This is a genomic window from Bartonella sp. AD328YNZD, assembly GCF_042196425.1.
Genome location: NZ_JBHIQG010000014.1, coordinates 1 through 23,286 on the forward strand (window position 1 = coordinate 1; position 23,286 = coordinate 23,286).

Annotated in this window: 21 protein-coding genes, 1 tRNA gene and 6 pseudogenes; 18 read left to right on the top strand and 10 right to left on the bottom strand. The window is 33.4% G+C overall.

Annotated elements, in window-relative coordinates; translation table 11 throughout:
• Positions 1-213 (top strand): alpha-hydroxy-acid oxidizing protein (locus ACFIO3_RS01605; protein ID WP_375704048.1); only part of this gene is annotated, 213 nt, incomplete at its 5' end.
• 1,071 nt (positions 214-1,284) lie between these two features.
• On the opposite strand, the gene ACFIO3_RS01610 is transcribed toward ACFIO3_RS01605, so the two are convergent.
• Positions 1,285-1,407, bottom strand: a complete 123-nt coding sequence (locus tag ACFIO3_RS01610) for a hypothetical protein (protein WP_375607384.1) — start codon at positions 1,405-1,407, stop codon at positions 1,285-1,287.
• Positions 1,408-1,836: 429 nt separating this feature from the next.
• Between ACFIO3_RS01610 and ACFIO3_RS01615 the strand changes: the two genes are divergently transcribed.
• Positions 1,837-2,001 carry a hypothetical protein gene (locus ACFIO3_RS01615; protein ID WP_375607385.1) on the top strand — a complete coding sequence of 55 codons (165 nt, stop codon included), beginning with the start codon at positions 1,837-1,839 and terminating at the stop codon, positions 1,999-2,001.
• A complete protein-coding gene (locus ACFIO3_RS01620; RefSeq protein ID WP_375615345.1) occupies positions 2,002-2,301 on the top strand; it encodes a hypothetical protein in 300 nt (99 codons plus the stop codon).
• A gap of 1,527 nt (positions 2,302-3,828) precedes the next feature.
• Here the strand turns inward: ACFIO3_RS01620 and ACFIO3_RS01625 are convergent.
• The 3 genes from ACFIO3_RS01625 to ACFIO3_RS01635 are packed head-to-tail and all read right to left on the bottom strand — an operon-like array spanning position 3,829 to position 4,863.
• Positions 3,829-4,044 (bottom strand): hypothetical protein, encoded by a 216-nt coding sequence (locus ACFIO3_RS01625; protein WP_375704049.1) that lies wholly within the window; start codon positions 4,042-4,044, stop codon positions 3,829-3,831.
• A complete protein-coding gene (locus tag ACFIO3_RS01630) occupies positions 3,977-4,204 on the bottom strand; it encodes a hypothetical protein (protein WP_375607388.1) in 228 nt (75 codons plus the stop codon). Before ACFIO3_RS01630 ends, ACFIO3_RS01625 begins: the two co-directional genes overlap by 68 nt.
• Complete coding sequence (locus tag ACFIO3_RS01635) at positions 4,201-4,863, bottom strand: lysozyme (protein WP_375607389.1); 663 nt, start codon at positions 4,861-4,863, stop codon at positions 4,201-4,203. The genes ACFIO3_RS01630 and ACFIO3_RS01635 overlap by 4 nt, the downstream gene beginning before the upstream one ends.
• A 1,031-nt stretch (positions 4,864-5,894) precedes the next feature.
• On the opposite strand from ACFIO3_RS01635, the pseudogene ACFIO3_RS01640 reads away from it, so the two are divergent.
• Positions 5,895-6,095 (top strand): annotated as a pseudogene (locus ACFIO3_RS01640) (helix-turn-helix transcriptional regulator).
• A gap of 83 nt (positions 6,096-6,178) precedes the next feature.
• On the opposite strand, the gene ACFIO3_RS01645 reads toward ACFIO3_RS01640, so the two are convergent.
• Positions 6,179-6,254: transfer RNA gene (locus ACFIO3_RS01645), tRNA-Thr, on the bottom strand.
• Between the two features lie 486 nt (positions 6,255-6,740).
• Here ACFIO3_RS01645 and ACFIO3_RS01650 point away from each other — a divergent pair.
• Positions 6,741-6,803, top strand: coding sequence for a hypothetical protein (locus ACFIO3_RS01650; RefSeq protein WP_375607396.1), 63 nt, complete (start codon positions 6,741-6,743; stop codon positions 6,801-6,803).
• A 605-nt stretch (positions 6,804-7,408) separates the two neighbouring features.
• Here the strand turns inward: ACFIO3_RS01650 and ACFIO3_RS01655 are convergent.
• The gene (locus tag ACFIO3_RS01655; protein ID WP_375607390.1) at positions 7,409-7,741 is read right to left on the bottom strand and encodes a hypothetical protein; all 333 of its coding nucleotides are present in this window, start codon (positions 7,739-7,741) and stop codon (positions 7,409-7,411) included.
• A gap of 164 nt (positions 7,742-7,905) precedes the next feature.
• Here ACFIO3_RS01655 and ACFIO3_RS01660 point away from each other — a divergent pair, with 164 nt between their 5' ends.
• The 5 genes from ACFIO3_RS01660 to ACFIO3_RS01680 all read left to right on the top strand — a co-directional run bounded on the left by ACFIO3_RS01660 (position 7,906) and on the right by ACFIO3_RS01680 (position 12,066).
• A complete protein-coding gene (locus ACFIO3_RS01660) occupies positions 7,906-9,333 on the top strand; it encodes an amino acid permease (RefSeq protein ID WP_375607397.1) in 1,428 nt (475 codons plus the stop codon).
• A gap of 40 nt (positions 9,334-9,373) precedes the next feature.
• Positions 9,374-10,054: an energy-coupling factor ABC transporter ATP-binding protein gene (locus ACFIO3_RS01665; protein WP_375607391.1), complete on the top strand. Its 681-nt coding sequence runs from the start codon at positions 9,374-9,376 to the stop codon at positions 10,052-10,054.
• Complete coding sequence (locus ACFIO3_RS01670; RefSeq protein WP_375704050.1) at positions 10,051-10,707, top strand: energy-coupling factor transporter transmembrane component T family protein; 657 nt, start codon at positions 10,051-10,053, stop codon at positions 10,705-10,707. The genes ACFIO3_RS01665 and ACFIO3_RS01670 overlap by 4 nt, the downstream gene beginning before the upstream one ends.
• On the top strand, positions 10,704-11,261 hold the full coding sequence (locus ACFIO3_RS01675; RefSeq protein ID WP_375615346.1) for a biotin transporter BioY: 558 nt from the start codon (positions 10,704-10,706) through the stop codon (positions 11,259-11,261). The genes ACFIO3_RS01670 and ACFIO3_RS01675 overlap by 4 nt, the downstream gene beginning before the upstream one ends.
• Positions 11,262-11,499: 238 nt before the next feature.
• Complete coding sequence (locus ACFIO3_RS01680) at positions 11,500-12,066, top strand: biotin transporter BioY (RefSeq protein ID WP_375615347.1); 567 nt, start codon at positions 11,500-11,502, stop codon at positions 12,064-12,066.
• Positions 12,067-12,093: 27 nt separating this feature from the next.
• Here the strand turns inward: ACFIO3_RS01680 and ACFIO3_RS01685 are convergent.
• Positions 12,094-12,265, bottom strand: a pseudogene (locus ACFIO3_RS01685) (single-stranded DNA-binding protein); the annotation flags it as partial.
• A 522-nt stretch (positions 12,266-12,787) separates the two neighbouring features.
• Here ACFIO3_RS01685 and ACFIO3_RS01690 point away from each other — a divergent pair.
• From ACFIO3_RS01690 to ACFIO3_RS01700, 3 genes and pseudogenes are all read left to right on the top strand, one after another.
• Positions 12,788-12,967, top strand: a complete 180-nt coding sequence (locus tag ACFIO3_RS01690; RefSeq protein ID WP_375607395.1) for a hypothetical protein — start codon at positions 12,788-12,790, stop codon at positions 12,965-12,967.
• A gap of 25 nt (positions 12,968-12,992) precedes the next feature.
• Positions 12,993-13,046, top strand: a pseudogene (locus tag ACFIO3_RS01695) (hypothetical protein); the annotation flags it as partial.
• A gap of 244 nt (positions 13,047-13,290) precedes the next feature.
• Positions 13,291-14,148 carry a hypothetical protein gene (locus ACFIO3_RS01700; RefSeq protein WP_375704051.1) on the top strand — a complete coding sequence of 286 codons (858 nt, stop codon included), beginning with the start codon at positions 13,291-13,293 and terminating at the stop codon, positions 14,146-14,148.
• On the opposite strand, the gene ACFIO3_RS01705 is transcribed toward ACFIO3_RS01700, so the two are convergent.
• Positions 14,141-14,671, bottom strand: a complete 531-nt coding sequence (locus ACFIO3_RS01705; RefSeq protein WP_375615349.1) for a hypothetical protein — start codon at positions 14,669-14,671, stop codon at positions 14,141-14,143. The genes ACFIO3_RS01700 and ACFIO3_RS01705 overlap by 8 nt on opposite strands.
• A 575-nt stretch (positions 14,672-15,246) precedes the next feature.
• Positions 15,247-15,483 carry a hypothetical protein gene (locus tag ACFIO3_RS01710; protein WP_375704052.1) on the bottom strand — a complete coding sequence of 79 codons (237 nt, stop codon included), beginning with the start codon at positions 15,481-15,483 and terminating at the stop codon, positions 15,247-15,249.
• A gap of 216 nt (positions 15,484-15,699) precedes the next feature.
• Between ACFIO3_RS01710 and ACFIO3_RS01715 the strand changes: the two are divergent.
• From ACFIO3_RS01715 to ACFIO3_RS01735, 5 genes and pseudogenes are all read left to right on the top strand, one after another.
• Positions 15,700-16,632, top strand: a pseudogene (locus ACFIO3_RS01715) (DUF637 domain-containing protein); the annotation flags it as partial.
• 883 nt (positions 16,633-17,515) lie between these two features.
• Positions 17,516-17,779: a hypothetical protein gene (locus ACFIO3_RS01720; RefSeq protein WP_375615350.1), complete on the top strand. Its 264-nt coding sequence runs from the start codon at positions 17,516-17,518 to the stop codon at positions 17,777-17,779.
• 97 nt (positions 17,780-17,876) lie between these two features.
• A pseudogene (locus ACFIO3_RS01725) lies at positions 17,877-20,430 on the top strand (DUF6990 domain-containing protein).
• 87 nt (positions 20,431-20,517) lie between these two features.
• The gene (locus ACFIO3_RS01730; RefSeq protein WP_375615351.1) at positions 20,518-20,868 is read left to right on the top strand and encodes an HNH/ENDO VII family nuclease; all 351 of its coding nucleotides are present in this window, start codon (positions 20,518-20,520) and stop codon (positions 20,866-20,868) included.
• A gap of 271 nt (positions 20,869-21,139) precedes the next feature.
• Positions 21,140-21,610: an SMI1/KNR4 family protein gene (locus ACFIO3_RS01735; RefSeq protein WP_375615352.1), complete on the top strand. Its 471-nt coding sequence runs from the start codon at positions 21,140-21,142 to the stop codon at positions 21,608-21,610.
• A gap of 939 nt (positions 21,611-22,549) precedes the next feature.
• Here the strand turns inward: ACFIO3_RS01735 and ACFIO3_RS01740 are convergent.
• Positions 22,550-23,005 (bottom strand): annotated as a pseudogene (locus ACFIO3_RS01740) (type ISP restriction/modification enzyme); the annotation flags it as partial.
• Positions 23,006-23,286 lie beyond the last annotated feature (281 nt).

Below are 23,286 nucleotides of genomic sequence, written 5' to 3' on the forward strand. Positions count from 1 at the left end.
GATGTTGTACGCATGATAGCACAAGGTGCGGATGCTGTTATGATTGGCCGTGCTTTTGTTTATGCGCTTGCAGCAGCAGGTAAGAAAGGTGTTATGCATCTCCTTGATCTTTTTGCCAATGAAATGCGGGTAGCTATGACACTGACTGGTACTCAGACAATCAAAGATATTACACGCAAGAGTTTAGTAAATATAGATGTTTTTAAGCAATGAAAGAAATATGTTATACTTCTTTCAGAAAAAGAAAGTATTTTTATAGAGGAGCATAATTATATATTTTAAAAATATGTTGACAGTTAAAGTTAAATAGAAAATATCAATAAGCTCCTCTATAAAATCACAGAAAATACTCAGTAACTACAGTAATATTAAATATTAATAATAATAAACACGAAAAAAAACAATAATAACATTGCATACATATTTTATTTACTTTATTAAAAGCTCATTCTACGGATAAAAAGGAACAAGCGCTGATATTAAAGGTAAAACAACTGTTGATATAGAAAAAGTAGCTATAAATAATGCTGTGAGCATTTTTCCCTCCTGTATATAAAAAAACATTAAAATATAATATATTAATTACTTCTTTTCCACATTGGCATAAAACGTAAATTTATAAAATCCATTTAGTTTTATTTTAATATAGAATAATATTAGTTATTGTATATAAATAAAACTACCAAAAATGTCAATATGTATTTATTTTAATCTATAATTATAATAAAAATGTATCTAATAAATAATATTTCTATAATCTATATATTATTTATATTAAGTTCATTGGATAATATATTATATGGATATGATATTGTTTTTATGGAGTACGTTTTTAAGCAATGAAAAAATATCCGTACTATCTTTAAAAAAGCTCGTTTACTGAGAGAAAAACTGCGTGAATTAATGTGCTTTTCTTTCTTATTTTCTTGCATCCTCAATGATTTATGATGTTTTTGAACTGGCGAGCATATTAGGAAGCAGTTGAATATTTTTTGTATAGTATGTCATTTCTAACACTATTTATGCGTCCTCGATTGATTTTATAACTTGTTAAAATATCCAGTTCGTTTTTATTGCAGATGGGGATGGTGGGGGGGCTTAATGATACAAATTGGCATAGAATGTTTTGTTCCATAAGCGATTTAACAATTGCATCTCCAAGTTTCTCCTTTGATACTATGCTCTTCACAGACAACAACAGATTGTTGAGATTGGCATAACTCTAGCACTGATCTATTATCTCAAAGTTGAATTGTTGGCACACTTGTAAGCGTTGGGATAACTTCATGTTTTTTGAAGCTCTTCAGCAACATCAAGACAAATCTGAACAGTTTCTTCAGTAGCAGGTAAGAGAACATCTTTTCCTTTTTTAAACAGAAGTTTTGCTGATATCAATTTTTGAAGCATTTTTATGAATATTCATAACAGAACGCTTTCCTAAACCTATATAAATGGGTACAAGATTACTTAGAGTAGAAAGAATTACAGTTTCCATTTGATCGAATTACTACTCATAAGTAATTGGATAATATTTACTTTATCGCTGAATAAAAAAGAAAAGTTTTTCTCTCTTTAAATAGAGGATGGATTGTCATCTAGCCAATCGGGATAGTTTGCGAGAAATTTGTTCGATGCAAAACGACTTAACATTGCAGTTACTTTTTATCATTTGAAGCTGTGAAAAGAAGGCTAGATAGATGAAAGAATGTAAAAAATGATGGATACATTTTAAGATAAAAAATTATAATTTTGTTAATTCCACACAAGTTGCTGCTGATATTGGTGACAAAAGAAATTCGATCAAAAAAATATCAAAATTATTTGAGGACATTCCTCATGGCATGTAGACTAAACCTTTTTGTTGGTATGAGTGATATTTTCTTTGAACAAAAATTGATTCTATCCCCTGAAATCAGCAATAATCTCTCAGGTTATGTCGTAAACTTTTTAGGGATGTTACAACGCCACTATCGTCCTTTTGTAAAAATGTTAGCATTTTAGATGAGCAGTTGTGAGGAATTTCAACGTTTAATACAGCAAGATCCAGAAACTCTCACGGATTTAGAATGGGCTTCAAGATTTTTATATTTACAGCGATTAAGTTTTAGAGGGAATGTAAATCGTACGATGAGAGTAGAAACCCATCGTAGCGCGCGGGGGCTTAAGCTCTTCCAATTTGAAGGCGTGCTAAAACTTATTTTCCACTGTTTAGCAGGTGTTAGCATTGAACATTTAGACTGGTCTTATTTTATTGTGCGTTATGATCGCCTAAAAATCTTGTTTTATCTTTCACCACTTTAATTGTGGTTTTGAGGGTTATTAAAGAAAAGATTTTTATAAGTGGAAGGATTATCAGCCGATGTCTAAGCTGCTTGTATAAATTAAAAGGGAGTTTTTTGTCTTTAAACAATATGCTAGAAATTCAAAAAACTTTAGTTAACTTCATAAAAGAGGTTACACCATCTTATACAGACTGCTCTGCAAATAACACAATTTCTGGTAAGGAATGTGGCATCACCAATTTTGATTTCTAGAAAAGAAACAATACGTATTAAATAGTCTTTAACTTGCAGACTTTTTGAGAATCCTTTCAGAATCTTTTGAAAAAAGTGAACTGATAGAAGATATTTCTATCAGAATATAAAAACTTTTCTAACAAGTTAGGAATAAATCTAGAAATATATATTAAATATAAAAACAGTGCGATATGCAGGATGTCTGGGCTTTAGAAATAAGAATCAAAGCGTATAAAGATGCATAGAGGTGAGATTGAGACATATCATTTTATGATTCAATAAAAAATAAAAATTAAAGAAAAAATTCTATATCAAAAATTTAAGGTGGTTTAAAAGGTGGACGGGCAATGCATGGAAGGATGAGTGAGAAGGTGAATTAGGGGAGAGTGATTTATAGATTATCAGTATCTTTATAAAAGTATCTTCTCAAGATAAATATTGGGATGAAATAAGATTGTGGTTGAATGTTCGAAAAGATAATACGCGCTCTTAACTTTTCCGTTATACACATCACAATAAACGCCGTGAAAGAAACGGTCCTATTACAAACTTTCTCTAAAAGCAGTACATGAGTTTGCAAGATATTACAGTAATATTTTAAAAGAAGGATTTTATTTCAGGAAAAAATTATCTTAAAATAGTAAAGCAATATTTTTCAAGAAATTGCTAGGCAACTTTTGAAAGTAAAAAAGCTAAGTTAAAAAATAAAAGCAAAAATGGTTGTTGGTTTTCTCAATTGGAGTTGCATGTCATTTCCCATATAGGGAATTTACCTATAGAAAAATTAACAGCCAAGATCATTCACAATGTTTTCCCGCCACTTTAGCATGAAAAAGCAGATAAAGTGCGAAAGTATTTTCCTTATCGTCAACATCATTATTATAATTAGGAAGCTGAAGCAACGTCATTTACAAATCACATAAAAGCCTTACCATTATTCATTATATAGCTCCATAGATTGCTTTTCTTCAAGCATGCAAGCTTCTAGATGTTATTTTTGTTGAAAACAGAACCTTTGTGTATGATCAGTTCTTTGAACGACGATAGTAGTGCAATCCATAAAATCTTTTCTCACCTTCTTTTGATAGGATAACAAAGATGCCCATAGAATACATCAATAGACTCAATCATTTTACACAAACATAATCTGTTGAATCCTTTCGCTTCAACTCAGACATCTCCGTTACTCTAATAAAATCCAATCGATCACCAGAGTGTTTTAACCTTTTAAGTTCTTTTACTTTTAGTCTGAATATATCCACCTTTTTCAAATCGTTTCATTAATTAATGTTTCAGAGGAGTTGTATCTTTATCACTTTATTTTCCGTTTATCTCTCCAACCACATAAACGTTCACCTTGTTCGTTATGTTTTAAAATATCTCTCGCCAAATTTGAACTAATGACATTGATATCTTGTCGATTCAAATAAATTGGCAGCCATCCAATACAAGAAGTTCGTTTATTCGTCGCGCAACCAGCTAGAAAGCTTAGTGCGCACATCAGCATCACTTTTCTTATTAATTTCATTTTCTACCTCAAGCCGTGTTGTCGCTATCTTGAAATCTTCTTTTGTTTGCTTTTGCTTCTCAATTTTTTTCCCAAGAAAAAAGGCTTTGACTAAAGCTATAAGAAAAGCTGCTATGAGCGCTGACGTCATTGTCAGATATTTTTTTATCCATAAAATCATAGGCGGTGTTCCTGAAAACGTTTAGCAATGTATATCATAGCTGTACAAGCAGCTAAAACCATAATGCCTGCTAGAACCCATTGAACAGGACCATTTCCTGCAAAAAGACCTCCAAGCCCTGAAAAAGAACCTATGATTGGTGCAAGAGCTTCTACTTTGCAAATACCTGTTACACCTTCTGGTTCTACTACATGATAATTGGGGGCAACATGAGCTCCTTTTGCCCACAATCCTGCTTCGGTTGCTCGGCGATTGACAAGACCTTGGATACGTTTTCCTCCCACTCTTGTCCATTTTTGCAATTCGGTTGGTATCGCTTCATATTCACCTTTATTAAGCTTTTTCAAAAGTGTAGAACTGCGAAATGCTGTGATTCCTACATTATAGCAAAATGATACTAATGCCGCGAATTGTTCATCGTTTAAAGGAACGGTAACGGCTTTTTCAACAACAGCTTCATACTCCCTCAAGTCCTGACGAAGGATTTTTTCAGCTTCTTTTTCCGTAATTTGCATATCTTTGTGAACGCTTGGAGCACCAGCAGCACTTGTATGTCCATAACCAATTGTCCAGACACCACCAGAATCTTCATAAGCTGATAAACGCAAGCCTTCCAATTGCTTAATCAATACAAGTCCTTCTTTTGATATTTTTCGCATTATTTTTACCTATAAAAAACTACACAAAGCAGGATATGAATTAAAAACTTACATCTACTCATTTTTAAGAACAGAACAGCGAAAGGGCATAATAAATTCAAAATATCCATAGTGAATTATTTTAAGATCCATATCATTTTTTGAATAAAGATTATGCTAAATACTATTCATTTTACAGTAATTGATCTCCATCTAAAGACAATAACTTTATAATAACTCCATTTATAATCAGATAGATTTCACTCATAAATTCTTACAGTTGATCTAGAATGATTTAGAAGAACTTTACTTGAAAAAACTTCAATAATTCCGATGACAAAAAGCATTTTTAATAAAAAATAAGAGACATAATAATTAATGAAATAATTAGGTGTTGATTTTTAAGTAATTTCAAAAGTCATAAATTGCACCACAGAATTTTTTTTATAAAAACAAAAAAACATTATAATTTAACATTATATATCTAAAAATTATCTTAGAATCAATAAAGCGTATACATAACGTGTTATACATATTTAATAAAAAAATCTATAGTTAAATTAACTATTCTTTGTTTTTTCCCCTAATTGCTTAATTCCATTAAAAAGTACCTTTACGAAGGGTTTTAAATAAACTGTTACATAACAACATAATGGATATTTCTCCTCTCTTACAGTCTGTTTCCAACTGAAACAATATATTAGTGGAGCATATTCAATATATAGACCAATGGTATTTGATAGTTTTTTTAAGAATATTGTACTGTAATAATTTTGAACAAGTAGTTCGGTTTCATATATTTTCTTTTTCATATGAAGCATTTGGTGGGGCGTTTGGGTTTGGGTCCAATGGTGTCATCTTTGTCTGGTGTTGTATTGGCTACGTTTCCAGCAGCCTCTTAAACAAATCAATCAAGCTATTGAAATCTTTTTAGAGGCAATAGCACAAGAGACACAAAAGATTTTGACAAAAAGCTGCTTGAAAATATAGGAAGTTCTCTCCTCATAGCATCCCAGCCCATTTACATAACATAAAAAATAAAAAGGCAATGGATGATATTTGATGATGGCAATAGATATGTAACAATCCATGAGTGTGCACAGCTTTTTAGTATATCCACAACAACGATTCGCAATTAGATGCTTCAGAGGGGGCCGGAGCCATATAAGCTAGGGTGAGCAGTGAGGTGGAGAAAGAAAGAGGTTTTAGCATTTACTCCAGAGAAAAATACGGAGCAAATAACAAGAGATTAGATAAAATTGTATAAATCCTAGAAGGTGGTCTTTAAACAGATAGTTAAATAAAAAATATATATATTTCAACATCTTAATAAAGGTGGTGCCGCATGCCGGATTCGAACCAGCGACCCCATCATTACGAATGATGTGCTCTACCAACTGAGCTAATGCGGCATAGGTTTGTAAGTCAATGAGACAAAACTAATTTGAGGGTAATAGCTAAAAGTACGTATAAAAGCAAGAATGCATTTTTTCAATAATTTATACATATGATAATAATTTGAAGGAGAAGTATGTAAAAGTCAGAGAAAATTATTCTTTGACCTTAATGCTATAAAATGCTTTCCAATTTATGATAGCACTTAAATTAAGAAGCTGGGAATGTAGATCTTTAGAATGAAAATGGTGTTAAGATAACTTAATCAAGATAAAAAACTTTTCTGATTTTTAAGAAAGAAATTTGTTGCATAGAGTGATTGGGAAAATAAAGATCATCATAAACCTTTTATAATGTAAATAGATGAGTAGAATTAGTTGAAAAGTTACTTCTCATTTTTATGGGAAGAAGAAGGGAGGAGGATTAATAACATTAATCACGTTTTTTTTATTTAAGGGGAAGTAAAAATCATGTCGGATGAAGATCGGCTGATAGAACTAGAAATGAAGCTAGCTTACCAAGAAAAATTCATTGAGGAACTTTCTCGAGAGGTAACTAATCAATGAAAAAGTTTGGATGAGATATCTAAAAAGTTGATATTTTAGCGAGACGATTTTCAGATTTAAAAGAACAGAGTGTTACTGAAGCTGTTATCTTACCATTTTCTCAATAGGGAGAAGGTGCGAAATATTTTTTATCACAATTGCAATTATTTACAGATGAGTTTTTATTTCACGCATTTTGTTAGACTTGTAGAATAATTTTTATAAGCTTCTTCATTAATTTTAATAAGTTCTAATCTTATAAGGAGTGCTGATATTAGAAGACGTTTTTTATATGGGGTTTCTAGTACGAAAATTAAGAAAAGTTTTTGTAGAGTATAAAGAAGCAGCCGTAGAAGAATATATGAACTGCAATATTTTAAGTTTTTTCTGTACAGAGTTTTCTTATAGGTGGGAGGTAGATTTATTCGCTAATTTTTTAAAATTGATACAAATAAAGTGATGTTATCGTTATCTATAGAAATCATAAGTGAGCGCCTATATTTATAATAAAGCGTTTTAATTTGTTCTGATGATTAAGTGATTTTCAGTTGTTTTAATAGAGTGAGGGGGGGTAAGCAACATCGATTATGTTATAGTACACAGAGCTCTAGAAGTTTTTTTCAAGATCAAATGGACTCTTTATTATATGATATTTTGTGAAAAGGCTTTTGTTTTTCGTAATTTAAGATACAAAATACTATTGCTAAAGCCCCAAAGATAGACCATGCGGGTAAATAAGTAAGAGTAATGCAAATTGAGGACAGAAAATCAGGCATTACCTTGCATAGAGATTGATTAAGGTGATAGATATCTGTTTGCAGAAGGTTTGTTAAAATTTTATTAAAGGGGGTTGTTGTCCAATGTGATGTGATTACAGAGTGTGCGTTATCAATGACCAATGCTATAATGGTTAGTGTAACGAAAATGAAGGACATTAATTTAAATAAAGGGTGGAGCATATTTTTTCTTAAAACTTCAACGGGACATACGTATAATGCACAAAAAAATAAGGAGTTGCATTATGATAAGAAAATAAGTTTACGTTTGTTTTGTGTTTTTTGAAAGAGGTGCCTAATTTTTCAATAAAAGTTGAGGTTAAGTTCAACAAAAGTAGTGAGGCATGATGTCTGAAAAAAAGCACGAGGAATTGAAGCGTAGCCTTCAAAATCGCCATATTCAAATGATTGCTTTGGGTGGCGTTATTGGGACAGGACTTTTTTATGGGTCAACCGAGGCAATTCAATTAGCTGGTCCCTCAGTTATTTTATCTTATCTTGTCGGCGGGCTTATTATGTATTTCATTATGCGAATGCTTGGTGAAATGTCAGTAGAAGAACCGTCTTCAGGAGCATTTAGTTTTTTTGCTTATAAATATTGGGGGAGATTAGCTGGTTTCATAACAGGTTGGAATTATTGGTTTCTTTATATTCTTGTGAGCATGGCTGAACTTACAGTGATAGGGTTTTACCTTGATCATTGGACTTTGATTGATCATTGGAAGACATCTTTCATTGTTCTTTTATTTGTTACATTTGTTAATTTGTTTAATGTTCGTTTTTATGGAGAATTTGAATTTGCTTGCGCTTTGATCAAAGTGGCTGCTGTTATTGGTATGATTATTTTTGGAATTTTTCTCATTGTCACTGGACTAGGGGAAAATCAAGCGAATATTCATTATCTTTGGGACCATGGCGGTTTTTTTCCTTATGGAGCAGTAGGGGTTGTTTTAGCAACTTCTGTAGTAATGTTTTCTTTTGGAGGAACGGAGCTTATTGGTATTGCTGCTGGAGAGGCATCTAATCCACAAAAAACAATTCCAGCGGCTATTCGTCAAGTTATGTGGAGGATTATAATTTTTTATATTGGTTCTATCAGTGTTATTATGATAATCAGCCCTTGGAATATGATTGGAAAAAAAGGTAGTCCTTTTGTCACAATTTTCGAGACTATAGGAATTCCTGCTGCTGGTCATATTTTGAATTTTGTGGTGATTATGGCTGCTATTTCTGTTTACAATAGTGGCATTTATTCTAATGGCCGTATGCTTTATAGTTTAGCTGTACAAAAAAATGCACCACATATTTTTAGTAAACTGAGTGCTGCTCGTGTTCCTTATATTGCTATCCTTTTTTCATCATTATGTACGGCGTTGATTGTCGTTGTTAATGCTCTTGTTCCTGATAATAGTTTCATGCGGATCATGGCTCTTGCAACTGCAGCAGCAGTGATTACTTGGGCTATTATTGTTATTGTTCATTTGAAATTTCGCAATGCCCATAAGAACAGAAAGGGCGATTTTATTTATGCGTTTGGTTTATATCCTTACGCTAACTATCTTTGCCTCTGCTTTCTTGCTTTATTATTTTGCATTATGTTTGTCAGTGGTTTTGGGAAAAATGGATTGATGACTCGACTTTTTGATATGATAGGAATAAGCTTGCCTTTTCTTGAAGCATATATTCCTGTACAGATGCCTGATATGAGTTTGGCAGTCATTATTATTCCTCTATGGTGCTTGTTATTACTTTTAGGTTATAAACTGAAACGATAGAGAAAGAAGAGCTAATAAAAGGGATTGATTGGAATAAGCCTTGGGGATTATAAAATTTGATGAGGTAACACAAGTTTTTGGTGATTTGTGTGTTTTAAGAAATATTACTGTACAGCTTACCGAAAGACGAATTGCTATTATAGGTGCGAATGGTTCTGGAAAAAGTACATTTGTTCGCCTTATTAATGGGCTCCAATTACCATCTCATGGCTGTGTAAGCGTTGATGGGCTTGATACAAAACGCGACGCAAAAGCAGTAAAGCGTAAAGTTGGATTTGTTTTTCAGAATCCCGATAATCAGATTGTTTTACCATTAGTTGAAGAGGACTTATCCTTTGGTCTCAAAAATTTAAAGCTTAATAAAGATGAAATTAAGGAGCGTGTAGATGAAATTTTACAGCGCTATGAACTTCAAGATTTCAGAAATCACGCTGTCCATTTATTAAGTGGTGGGCAAAAACAACTCGTTGCTATTTCCAGTGTAGTTGCAATGAAACCAGACTACATTATTTTTGATGAGCCGACGACATTACTTGATTTGCGAAATAAGCATCGCGTTACGCAAGTGATAGAAGAATTACCACAAACGGCAATAGTTGTATCGCATGATTTAGAGTTTTTGAAAAAATTTGATAGAGTGCTGGTTTTTGATAAGGGGGATATAGCAATTGATGATGTACCTTTTGTTGCTATAAAGGAGTATATAAGAAGAATGTCATGATCGGTTTATATATTCCGAGGGATACATTTATTCATAGGTTAAGTCCTGGAGTTAAGTTATTATTTCTTACGGCCTGTGGAACTTTTATAATAATGGTTTCTTCCATAGCGCTTCTTGGGTTATTTCTATTGTTGGTCATCTTATTCTATAGAGTCGCCAAAATCCCTTTCAAAACTGTGATAAAGCAATTTAAATCGATGGGATTGCTTTTAGTTCTTCTATTTGTATTTCAAACTATTTTTAGCGGTTGGCTTACGGGGGTTGAGGTCATATTACGTCTTGTTATCCTCTTTTCTTTATCATCAGTTATTTCATTCACAACAAAAGTTTCAGATATGGTAGATGCAATTGAAGCAGGCCTCCAGCCCTTTCGTTGTTTTGGTATAAATCCATCAAAAGTGAGTATGGTTATCTCTATGGCGATCAGGTTTATTCCTCTTTTGAGTGAAAAGTTTAATGAGGTACATGAAGCACAGCAAGCAAGGGGACTTAATACTAACATTGTCGCTCTTGCGATACCTTTAATTATACGGACTATAAGAATGGCTTCAGAAGTGGCTGAAGCATTGGAAGCGCGTTCTTATGATGCTGATACTATTGATACAGCATCTCATAATAATAAAAGTCTTTATAATAAAAGAAGAATCAAATGAATACAAAAGATTTAGTTTATATTGCTTTATTTGCCGCTATTTATGCTATTTTGGGCCTTTTCCCTTCTATTTATCTTCCTTTTCTTCTAGGGGTGCCTATTACAGCTCAATCGATGGGACCGATGCTAGCAGGGTCTATACTTGGGGCAAAAAGGGGTGCTTTAGCGTCACTCCTTTTTCTTGTTCTTGTTGCGATTGGATTACCTCTGTTGCCTGGTGGTCGTGGTGGAATAAGTGTCTTTTCAGGAATTGCAAGTGGTTATTTAATAGGTTTTCCATTTGCCGCATTTTTTATTGGTTTAATGGTAGAGTTGTTTTGGCAGCGGTTAAATTTTATAACATTATTTATAATAAATACTTTTGGTGGCATTGGGATAGTTTATTCTTTTGGTGTTCCATGGACAGCGTATATGACCAAAGTTTCTTTACTGAAGGTTTTAATGGCTTCATCAGTTTTTTTGATAGGCGATTGTTTAAAAGTGTTGATTGCATCCTTTATTGCACTCGCGATTAAAAGATCTGTTCCTCTAATTTATTCAAAGCATAATAACTAAAATAAATGCATTATATAATATTCATATATCACTATTATTGAATTTAACTATAGTAATTTATGATGTAATTAAAAATTGTAGAATCTAATATGATTCATATAAGTGATATTATTAAAATAAATTATTATAGTATTTTTCTCTATATCTAATGTATTTAAAGTGTACTTTTATAAATCTGATACTTTTTATTAATTGTACAACAATAACGAAATATTTTCCCTAGTGAAGGAATAATTCAGTGAATACAAAAGATTTGATTTATATTGCTTTATTTGCCGCTATTTACGCTGTTTTGAGTCTTTTCCCTCCTATTTATCTTCCTTTTTTGCTGGGTGTCCCTATTACAGCTCAGTCTATGGCTCCGATGTTAGCAGGATCTATACTTGGAGCGAAAAGGGGAGCTTTAGCATCACTTCTTTTCCTTGTTCTTATTGCGATTGGGTTACCTCTATTGCCTAGTGGTCGTGGTGGAATTAGTGTTTTTTCAGGAGTTACGAGTGGTTATCTGATTAGTTTTCCATTTGCTGCATTTTTTATTGGCTTTATGGTAGAATTGCTTTGGCAGCGGTTAAATTTTATAATATTATTTATGATAAATATTGTGGGTGGCATTGGGATAGTTTATTCTTTTGGAATACCATGGGTAGCTTATATGACACAGGTCCCTTTGCTGACAGTTTTAATAAGTTCATTAGGTTTTTTGGTTAGTGGTTTCTTGAAAGTGCTGATTGCATCCTTTGTAGCGTTGACCATAAAAAAAACCGTTCCTCTCATTCATTCGAAAAAAGGGGCAGTTCTGTACTGAAGAACAAATTTTTCCAAATTTCTGTAGATTAAAAAGCACCACGGAATACCATTTTGTTTTGTCTACTTTTTTATTGGTATTTTTATCTGCATAGCTCTCAGAGGTAGCCATACGAAAATTGAATGTTTAGGCACCAAAATTCCTTTTTGCTTTCAGGAGCAGCTCCCAAATAGCCAATTAATATCGTTTTATTTAGCATGCTTGTAAGTTTTATTCGATTTGCATATTATATGCATAAAGCCATAGAATAATTTATTATTTTTTTATATTTTTAGTTAATTAAGCACTAATTTTTAAAGTATTAAATTATATTAATTGTACCAAAACATGGATAATTAAGTGTTTATCTAGAACTCTTGATGTATATAATACCCTTATAAATGTATTAATATAAGGTATAAAAATGAGATTTGAATGGGATGATGCTAAAACAAAAAGTAATCTTAGAAAGCATCATGTAAAGTTTTGAAATATCTGCATATGTTTTTTCTGATCCATTCTCCATGGCTAACCAAGACCGTATTGAAAATAGAGAGTATGGTTATCAAGCTTTAGTGCTTGTGGAGGTTTTTATTACTATTCGTAGCGCATACTGTCCATGACAATAAAGATGGTATAGAGGTAATGCGTATTATTTCAGCTCGACGAGCCAATTTGAAAGAGAGGAAACGTTATAAAGAAGAAAGTTCGTTATGAAATTGAGGTAGGTAACTTATCAGTTTTGACAGATAAACAGAGACTTGAAATTGATAAATTGGCTGTAATGTCGGATAGTGCAATTGATCATAGAGATATTCCGTCACTCAATGATGTGTTCTGGAAAAACGCCGTTTTCAATCCATTCTATAAACCACCCAAAACTGTCACAACAGTGCGAGTGGATTCAGATGTGCTAGCGTGACTTTAAAAGTCAAGGGAAAGGATATCAAATGCGGATTAACGCCATTTTACGTGATGGCATGCTTCGTTTAATGTTTTAATTTTTCCTCCACTTAAAAGCAGGGAAAGGGAGTCATACTCTGAAAATCTAAGCAGCTTTCACTGCAGAGTTCTCTAAAACTCGTATTGCTTCTGCAATTAAAATTTTATAGCTTTAATTCTCAGCTAAACGATTCTAAACAATGAAATATATTTTGGATACACTACCTTCTCATAACCACTAAGATAACTTTGGCAGCACCTACTATCTGATAAGACTATAGACATTGTAATTATGTTAACTTTATGAATACCCTTAACTTCCTTTCTTATAAATATAGAATAGATCCAGCCCCAGAATTAGTTAATAACAGTGGTGCTGATAAATTTTTAGAGGAAGGAACGTACTATTTTAACCGTGATAATCAATGTGCTACCTTAGTAATCGAAAAGTTTTCTGTGAACTCAAAGATCTGCTATTGGATTTATGTTTTAACGGGAGAAAATAGCCCTTATAATCCTGAAGTAATTGATTCTGAAAACGACTTTCAGAATATTCCTAACCCACGTCCTAGAAAATATATTGAACAAAATAAGCAATATTTTGGAGTTTTGATTCCTGTAGAGTTCACTCTTTTTTCTTCAAATAAAGAGTTAAATAAATTCTTGCAGCTACACTACAAAAAATCTTTCCCCTCGAAAATGATTGATATCTCAGCTGATATTATTGGTAAAGAAGAGTTCGAAAAAAAATTGCTTTTAATTAAAGAGATAAAACTGAAATATACACAACCAAAACAATCAGACTTTTTTGCAATGCAATCAGAAGGCAACTTGCTAAAGATGGCTAAACTTGTGTTGGGTGAATTTCCCACGGATGATTATACTGAAATAGAATTCGGCTTGGATATAAAGTTTAAAGAAAGAAATAATTTAAAAGAGTTTTTTTTGAACTTTTTTAAAAGATATGAAGTAAATCCCGTATTTAAAAATATAAGTTTTGTTGGAAAGACACATAATAATTTTGATATAATATTTAATACTGAAAATTTTCAACATAAATTTGCTATTAAAACAATTAAAAATGATAATGGTATGTATAATGAAGTAAATATAAAAGAAAAATTAAAGCATGAAATCTTAAATTTTACTGTATCTATTTAATAGAGCTCTGTAGCGTGTAAATAGATAGATTTATTAAACTGCGTGTACGTGACATAAGAAAGAATACACAGACTAAAAAAAAGTACCAAAGTATAATATTTGCATATCCAAGAGCAATATCTAAGTACCAAAGTACGGTGTCTAGTGAAAAAGAAAACTTGTGCTCCACGTACTTAGAAATGACAGGCAAAGAAATAGTTTCTTTATAACTACTTGGGAAAATTAAAACGACAAGCGCTAAAATTATTAACTTTAGGAGACTGTGCATATACTGTTGTAACTCACATGTTAATTTCTTCCAACCTGTTGTATTGCCGCATTTATATTGTGGGTTGTTTTGCAATTCAGAGGGTATATTAGAATTGCATAAAATTGCAAAAACAGTTGTGACTATCACCAAAGAAATAGACGCAAATGTCAAAATACTCTGAATAAAGTCAAGATTTTTTCTTATTCCTGAAAAACATACAAATATAAAAATTATAACGCCAAACAAGGCTTTTCTCTGCTTATTTGTAAACATATTTATTTCCTGTGGAAAAATTATGATCTCAATTTCTTAAATTATTTTCTGATATAAAAATACAATCTATCTTTTAGTTCTTTTAGCATTCGCTTTTCTTTTAATAGCAATGTCTTCTATTGCATCCAGTTGCTTTTAATATTTTAGTTAACCTCATCTATGATTTATCTATATTTGATGATAGCTTTAAACACAGAGCTCCATAATCCCAAACTCTGGCTTGCATTTTGATACTCAAATTCACCTTTCAAAAAAGCCCATAGCACTGGCAACCCTTTCATAAACATTAAAGAGAAGCTCTGTTATTTCAAAAATACATGAAAGTAACTCATAATTGCCGCAACATTTTTTGTGCTGATGCTGGCTATTCATGTTTTAAAAAACAAATATTTTGAAATTCGTGTATCCTAAAATCCTTAATTTGTATTAATGGATTTATTTACTTTATAAATTTGATACTATAGAGCCATTTTGGCTTCTAGAAATATATTGTACATTAAAAAAACTTTTTAATCACTCTTTAAATACATATCCAATCCAAAAATGATCAGCACTTTTCACTATTTTGCTATTTTTTAGAAATCTATTTTAAACTCTCCTATTATTAGTTCATGAAGAGTTTTGATTCGTGAAAGAAGATCTTTTTCAATTTCTTCACAATATTTAGAAAAATCTGTTGCTTTTGGAATGATTTTTTTAGACATGCTTTCTACGTTGCTCTGCAAAATGCGTTTTAAGGACTCTTTCAAAATCAATAAGGAAATACCTTTGAGTTCAGTTTGATAAGCTTGAGAAGAGGTGTCGTCGTCCATATCTTTTCGCTTGTGGAAGCTACCACAAGAGAACAAGCGAAAAAGTATTAGAGATATCATCATTTGAAGCTTTTACAGCAATAAACTTGTGAAGCCATAGGCAAGTCTCAAGTGCATTTTCTTCATTCGGTTTTTGTTTTTAATTTTCCATACGACACACGGCTATTTCAGGCTATTACTTTGGGTTGATTAAGATTTGTAAGGAAAGTTGATTAGCAAGCAGTTAAGGCTGAGTTTAAAGACTGGGATTATAAAACCCAAGGGCTGACAGAAGCCGGTGCGGCTATCGTGGCCTTGGCAGTCACGGGGGCGGTTACGGGCGGAGCAGCCTCGGGCGCTGCCAGTGCCATTACCGGTGCTTTGGGGCTTGGCTCGAGTACGGCCATGAATGCGGCGATACAGGCAGGTGTCCAAGCACTGATTAACAAAAGCGCTGTGGCTCCTGTCAATAATCGCGGCAATATTGCTGGTGCCTTGCATGAGTTAGGCTCTTCAAAAAATATTTTAGGTATTGTCTCGTCGATGTTAACGGCGGGCTTAACCAGCCAAATAACGGAAATGGCAGGTGTTGGACAATCTTTGCCAAAAACCGCTCCTTTTGTCGATCGTATCGCCAGTGAAGCGGAAAAGAACCTGATTAAAACCGCCATTGGCACAGGCGTGCAAACGGCTCTTGAGGGTGGCTCTCTTGACAAGAACTTTTTTAACAATCTGCGCATTGCCCTGTCTGATACGGTTGGCAAATTGTTGGCGGAAGAAATCGGTACCGCCAAGGCTGAAGGCAAAATAGATACGGTAACACAGATTGTTGCTCATGCTGGTCTTGGCTGTTTAAAAGGCGCTGTTTCGAACGGTGCTTGCTCTACCGGTGCTATTGGCGGGGCTGTGGGCGAAACCACAGCTATGCTCCAGTTTCAATTGTGGGTGCAAGGCATTATGAAAGAGGAAATGGGGGATCTAAACGGTCGCACTCCAACTGCGGAAGAGCAAGCGCGTATAAACGCAAAGATTGATGCGCAGTTTGCTGACTTTAGAGATCACACCATTGATGTTGCACGGGCTGTGGGGGGCTTTACTGCTGCTCTTGCTGGTGGTGATGTCAATACTGGCGCGGATGCCGCTGGAAATGCTGCGGAGAATAATTTTCTTCCTGCGGTAGCAGCATTAACAGCATTCATTGTGTCGCTTACACTAGAAGAGTTGGCAGCTCTGTCTCTTTTTATGGCTGGCGGAGCAACTATTATTGGATTCTCTAGCAATGGGACGGCTATAATGGATTTCCTTGGTTATTTGTTTGCATCGAAAAATGCAGAAGAAGACAGCGAAAAAACAAACCAAAGTAACAAAGAAGAAAAAAACAAAGCTTCTCAGAAGGAAAGTAAAAATAAGACAAAAAACGGAAACAATAAAGAAACACAAAAAAGAAACACAAAACAATAATGATGGAAAGGGTAACATACTTGAACAAGTCAGGAAGCATCATGATAAAAAATAAGAATTAAAGGATGAAGGATGTATAGTATGCGAGACAGAAATAGTATTCAAAAATAAGACGGGTAAGGGGTAGTAAAATCTCGTGCGGACTTTGTTTATATAAAGGATGGTAAAATAAACATTAGAGAAGTAAAACGGGAAAGAATGCTAAATTAAGTAAAGAACAAAAGATTTTGAAAGAGGCATATAAAGAAGGAAATGCTGAGTCCACAAAAGAAAAATTTATAATTTTTTTAAAGAGAACAAAGAGTTATTAGAGGCATATCAAGAATCGTTCAAAGATTTTAAAGGAAATGGTAAAGAATTAAACGAGGCTAGTAAAGAATGGATTAAAGGACAATTGAATAATAAGTTAGACAAAACTGACGTTAACGTTTTTCATTATCCAGGACTTTTTGAATGAAAGTGAATAGCGATGCGAACTAAAGACGTGACAGAGATTTTAAAAACGCTTGGCTGGGAGACGAAAGATCAACTATTATTTACAGTGGTAGAACAGTATTAGCGTGAATAAACTGCGACTTATGGAGAATAATCTATGAACTTTTCGTTAAAAAAAATACATCGCCCTGATATTATTTATGTGGAGAAAGGTGTATTAAAAGTTATTGATATAAAAACTGGTAATTTTCAATTAACAGAATGTCAAAAAGATTTTGAAATAGCGTATAAAACAGGAGATGCAAAACCTTTTGGAAAAATTATGAAACGCTATCTAGGGGAAAATAAGGAACAGCTTAATAAATACCAAGAAGATTTGAAAAAATTCGAAGGAGATGCAGAGCTTCTGAAAGAAGTTTAGAGACAATTGGAGTGAAAATCAAATAAACAAAGAGTGGAATAGAATAATTCCTTATACAGTTAGCTGTTATCCGGCGGTTGGAGAAGAGTGAAACATTATGCAAACTAAAGATGCAGCAGAAATATTAAAAAGTCTGGGCTGTGAGCTCTATCGTGATGAAGTAGGCGATACATTTGCCTATTATTATCTTCCGGATCGCATTGTGGATTTGAGCTATGGTGTGAAACATGAAACGGATGGTGAAAAATTTTGGTTATTAGCTAGTCTCACAACTGCTTTTTATAGTCTTGCTTGTGAATATTCTAGGGGGCAAAAGTCACGGTATGGATATATACTCTATCCAGAAATAGGTGATTTCGGGGTTACTGTACCGGATCTTTCAGAAAGTCATATTGAATCTGCTTTAAACAAAGTCATTACTTGGGCAAAAACACGAAATATTAAACAAAAATTACATGAAGAAGCTGCTAATCATTCTCTTGTTGCAAAGGCTCTTCTCGGCGAGATAGAAGCTTTAAGGAGTTATGAGTCTACGCCCAAAATAAACGTATCAGAATTTTCTGATTATAAAATGATGACGTGGAATGAACGCTTGCTTCTTTTTGCACAGGCCTATAAAAATGGGGAATTAGACGATATTCTAACGCGCAATAAGCCAAAACAGCGCTCGATAAATCTCATCGCAGCAAGTCGCATCCTCAAAACGCGAGGATGGATTGCTATGGAACCTGAGAGAATGTTTCTCTTTTTGCCAGACCGTTTTATTCAATTTGATTTTGGCTTTATACGTCTTCATGATAATTACAATGTTCGTCTTGAAGCTGAAATATCTAATGAAGAGATTTCTGTAGCTTGCAAATATATTCACTATAGGAGAGAATATAATTGGATACGACCTACGAATATTTATCGGTCTTTTAACACAATTGGAGGAGGTTTTTTAGTGGTTTTGGCAAGGAAATTGATATTTGTGTAGAGGAATTGAATGAGCAAGAGTTAACAAAAATCTCTGAGCGGATAATACAGTGGGCACGTGCCCAAGATTTACAAGCATCAATAGAAAGAAAAACACGTGTTCAAAAGTATAGCTACAATATAGATATAGTCTGGCATTTGGCTTGTTTAGCGTTGACAGGTCGAATTGATATCCTGAAATCTTATAAAAATTTTCTAGAAGCTGGTACGATTTCTGAACATTTGGATGATGATGAAGTAGAAAAATATGTTAACCATGCCGTTGAATTTGCTGAAAAACATCTGAAAATCCTTAATGAGCGAGAGGCAGCAGAAGCACATCTTAGTCCACAAGTTTTGATTACTTTCAATAAAGTTGCAGAGCAATTAAAAGAAATGGGTTGGACAGTTTATCGTGATAAAAACTACAATCGCAATGCTTATTTTGTAAGTAAAGACCGTATCATCAATATAATGTATAACCTTCAAAGTGATGAAGAAGAGCCGATTGTTGTATTTAAGGCTTCCCTTTCAACACTTAGTTTTTCTACGGCTCATAGAGAGATTTTCTATAATATGCCTCAATATATAGCCATCAAAGAAGCAGAAGAAGTTTATACAGTTTCTAGTACTGAATTGGATGAAGGCAAGCTAAAGGAGATTTGTACAGATATACTTGAGTGGGCTGATCGGCAAAATGTCAATCAGATCATTTATAATTATGTAGCTTTTCCCCCAGACAGTGAACTTGATCTTGTAGCGCGTCACCTTATTGCGCTTGTTTTGATTGGGGATGTTGAAAAGCTCAAATCTTATAAGGAGAATTTTAGAAAGGGAAATCCTTTAGGTTTTGTGGAAGAAATCTCAAAATATAGAATTGATAATCTCCTCACTCTTGCACGGGGTTATCGAGCAGGTTTTCCGAAAAATGCACCGATTTTAAGCTTGGATCCGCAAACAGCATATGTTGCTTCCAAAACTATTGCTGTTGAGGCGACAGAGGAAGCAGATGACATTGATGATCGTCTCACCATGGAAAGTGCTCATGCACTTTTAAAAAGCTTAGGTTGGTCAACCGAGAAAATCAATGAGAATGACCATATGGCAACCTATCAATTGGCTGATCGTGAAGTAGACATTCTTTATAACGACGAAATTGCCAAAGACTACCCGCAATTTGATAGCGCCTTTTTGATTAGCACCGGTATTCTTTCCGCTGCTTGTAAATTCATTGATCCTACCCACACGGAAGATATCCCAGATATACAGCTTAATTTTGAAGCCAAGGGACTGGAAATCTTTGAACCAGAAGTCACTACGGATCGTTTAACGCAGGCGCTTGATGATGCGCTAGAGTGGGCTCTCAAAGAGATTAACCTTTCTCAAAGGTTTTGCTCTGATTATGGTATAGCTCCTTGGGAAAAGGATGCAACGGATAAGGGAGATGATACGGATTATGCTTTGCTTCATCTTGGCGCTCTTGCTTTGTTGGGTGATTTTGAGACCTTGCAATCTTATCAGCAAAGCTTTACGACAGGGTCCACCTAGGCTTTGATGAGAGCATCAACAAAACCCACCTTGAACGTGCATTAGCTTTAGCTAAAGAAGTAGCAAAGGTGAAGCAACTGAGTTACGCTTTGATTGAACGGGTAGCAAAAGATTTTGATGATCACTCAGAGCTTTCTAGCGAGGAATAACCTCGCTCTTGGAAGGAGAGTTTATTTAAGTCTATTAGAACAAAGAATAAATTGATTATTTTGAAAAAATCGAGGGGATTATGAATCATGAAATGGATAAAGAAAAAAAGTATGGGGGCAGCTGAGCCGGTGGAATTTAAAGGTCAAAAAGTTTATCAGGAAGATGAAATGTTTAAGCCTGAAACAGTTTCTTCTTGGAAAGAAAAAGGACACATAATAACAGGTACAAATGTGGAAAGAATGGTATTAGGAAGAGCTCCTATTGGAGTCGATTGTAGGCCTATTATGTTACATCCTGTGACACAAGAACAAGATAGTCCTCTTGTTGAGGTTCTCTACTCATTTTATCAAGGCAGGAGTTTGCTTACTCCTATGAATCCAAAGACAAATTTTATCAGAAAAATTATTTGTTGGATTTCAAAAAAAATTCCTAAGTAGGAAAAAAAGAAAAAGTAATTATTGCAAATATTGGAGTAATGTCCCAAAAAGGCGCTCTCTAAACTTTAATGATCACCTCCTTTAATTCCATCATATATTGTAAATGCGAGATGATTGTACAGAGACAGATAAGAAAAGAGCTCCTTCAAGAACATATCTCTTATGATTTTATCAATCTCATCCCAATTCCATTGGCTATAGTAGAAAAAGATTGATCATTAGAAACACTCATTATGAGTAAAAACACGCTGTGACTTATGGAGAAAAATTTATGAAAAGTTATACTTTATCGGATGTTGCACAATATGTTGATATGCATAGTCATGTTATTAATTTTGGTACTCAAGATAATGCACCTGATGAGGTGCGGATTAAAACAGCTGAGAACGCTCTTGGTTTACAATTTACCTCTTCCTATAAGAATTTTTTAAAAAATTATGGAGGAGGAGAAATTGGAGGTGAAGAAATATTCAGTATTTATGAAATCTGCGCAGGTATTCCTGCTGGTGATATTGTTTACCGAAATTTGCTCGATAGAAGAGATGGCTTTACGGACCCCAAACAACTTGTTATCTGCACAACTGATTTTGGTGAAACATTTTATTTTGATTATACGCAGTTTCGGGATGGTGAATGCCCACTCTATCTCAAGTATACATCTGAAGATTCCGAATATTACGCAAGTAATTTTTATGAATTTCTCTGCAAAAGAATTAAAGAGTATGCAGGGGAAGATTCATGAAAACTTATACCTTAGATGATGTTATACAACTAGTTGATAAATAGGATAATTGCGATTTATTGCTTGTTATGAAAACATCTAAAAAGAGATTGATCATTATAAAGATTAGCAAAATCCCTTTTAATAGACCGTGTCAGTGTTGTCAGTTCTTTTTAGAGCCTATATTATTTTTTTAAATAAGGAAAATTTAAAAAATTTATATTTCAATAAGTTATCATTTTAAAAACATAACTCATATCAAGAGTACAATCTTTAAAGATAACCAATGATGTGAGTTGAATAAAACTTATCAGTTATGTGTCAGTAAATTGAACTGACAAAATAGATTATTTTAGTGAGTAATTAACGCGTGTCTTATGAAAAGCGTATGAAAGTAAAAACTGATTACGTTATCAAAATCCCTTTTATGAATTTTTATAAGTTCATTTGAATAGATAAACTTATGATTTTAGTGAGTGATTAAAATGTGCTTTATGAAAATCATGTGATCCTTTAAAGCCTTTTAAAAGAAAGGGATTATAATCATAATAAATGCGATCAAGATCATTATGGTTATGAATTTTGAGGTTTTTGAGTATTCCTTTTGACCCCGTTTATATATTTTTTTAATAAACAACCTATAAACACAACCCACGATATATTTTTGAAGGTATTTTGAGGGTTTAAGAAACCTTCAAAGCCTATAAGTAATATAAGAAAATGAATATACATAACTCTCTTTAACAAAGCTTTTGAAAACAATAAAGCTATCATTTTAGATTACGATATTAGCTTTTAAAGCAATCCAAAATACAGTGTTTTAAAAGTCAAATGATTTCTTTTTAGAATAACGCATGATAAATTATCCTTTTAAAGATTGTATGTAAGCTATTTATAAAGGGGGTATAGAGCCTATAGGTATAAAACCTTATACCCCTTTGTGAGTTTAGCATGCCAAGTCTATTCAGTTCCTCTTATTTCTAATTTTGGTAGTTTTTTCACGATTTTCATTGTTTCTAAACTTACGCTAATAACCCTTTGAAACAACTCCAATGGGTAAGCAGGATTTCCAACGGTTTTAACAGCATAGTGATTGGCATCATTAACAATGCCACTCTTTTTATCTGTCTTTACACATTGACGCCCCATAACCCATTCAAGAGCGGGCTTGCCATTGACGATATACTCATAAGCTTCAAGAGGGATATCTGTCATGATGATATTGCTATTGTAAATAACAGTGGTTTTATCCTTTTCCTTACTATTCTCAGCGAATTTCATTTCAGTCACATAATAAAACTATTCGGGATTAGAGATATCAGTCAGTTTTGGATTACCCTTTTTAAAGGTCACGGGATAAGGTTCTACTTTTTCATAACTCACGTGTAAATACCCCAATTCACGCCTTGTTACAACAGGGCTCCGTTTTCATATGAGTTGGTTAATTCTTATCAAAAGAATCAAAACGAAGCTTATTAAATCCATTTTGAACGAATTGAGAAAAAATGCAGAAAAATGCTAAAAAAAGCGGATATTTTTTTCAAAAGGGGTTTTAAAGCTTGTTTATCAACAGCCCATGACATGGGATAAGATCAGCAAACTAGTGAAATTTGCTGTTCGTTTTATGGAAAAAAGACAAATTTGATATGTGCTTTTAAGATATCATAATGAGTATTTTGATAGGTTTTATGAGTCAC

Coding starts and splice junctions, on each gene's coding strand:
- ACFIO3_RS01610 (WP_375607384.1), bottom strand. CDS start 1,407: ATGCTTCAAAAATTGATATCAGCAAAACTTCTGTTTAAAAAAGGAAAA.
- ACFIO3_RS01655 (WP_375607390.1), bottom strand. CDS start 7,741: ATGCTCCACCCTTTATTTAAATTAATGTCCTTCATTTTCGTTACACTA.
- ACFIO3_RS01675 (WP_375615346.1), top strand. CDS start 10,704: ATGAATACAAAAGATTTAGTTTATATTGCTTTATTTGCCGCTATTTAT.
- ACFIO3_RS01635 (WP_375607389.1), bottom strand. CDS start 4,863: ATGCGAAAAATATCAAAAGAAGGACTTGTATTGATTAAGCAATTGGAA.
- ACFIO3_RS01630 (WP_375607388.1), bottom strand. CDS start 4,204: ATGATTTTATGGATAAAAAAATATCTGACAATGACGTCAGCGCTCATA.
- ACFIO3_RS01620 (WP_375615345.1), top strand. CDS start 2,002: ATGAGCAGTTGTGAGGAATTTCAACGTTTAATACAGCAAGATCCAGAA.
- ACFIO3_RS01710 (WP_375704052.1), bottom strand. CDS start 15,483: ATGGACGACGACACCTCTTCTCAAGCTTATCAAACTGAACTCAAAGGT.
- ACFIO3_RS01735 (WP_375615352.1), top strand. CDS start 21,140: ATGAAAAGTTATACTTTATCGGATGTTGCACAATATGTTGATATGCAT.
- ACFIO3_RS01670 (WP_375704050.1), top strand. CDS start 10,051: ATGATCGGTTTATATATTCCGAGGGATACATTTATTCATAGGTTAAGT.
- ACFIO3_RS01615 (WP_375607385.1), top strand. CDS start 1,837: ATGGCATGTAGACTAAACCTTTTTGTTGGTATGAGTGATATTTTCTTT.
- ACFIO3_RS01700 (WP_375704051.1), top strand. CDS start 13,291: ATGAATACCCTTAACTTCCTTTCTTATAAATATAGAATAGATCCAGCC.
- ACFIO3_RS01660 (WP_375607397.1), top strand. CDS start 7,906: ATGTCTGAAAAAAAGCACGAGGAATTGAAGCGTAGCCTTCAAAATCGC.
- ACFIO3_RS01720 (WP_375615350.1), top strand. CDS start 17,516: ATGAACTTTTCGTTAAAAAAAATACATCGCCCTGATATTATTTATGTG.
- ACFIO3_RS01705 (WP_375615349.1), bottom strand. CDS start 14,671: ATGTTTACAAATAAGCAGAGAAAAGCCTTGTTTGGCGTTATAATTTTT.
- ACFIO3_RS01730 (WP_375615351.1), top strand. CDS start 20,518: ATGAAATGGATAAAGAAAAAAAGTATGGGGGCAGCTGAGCCGGTGGAA.
- ACFIO3_RS01625 (WP_375704049.1), bottom strand. CDS start 4,044: ATGAAATTAATAAGAAAAGTGATGCTGATGTGCGCACTAAGCTTTCTA.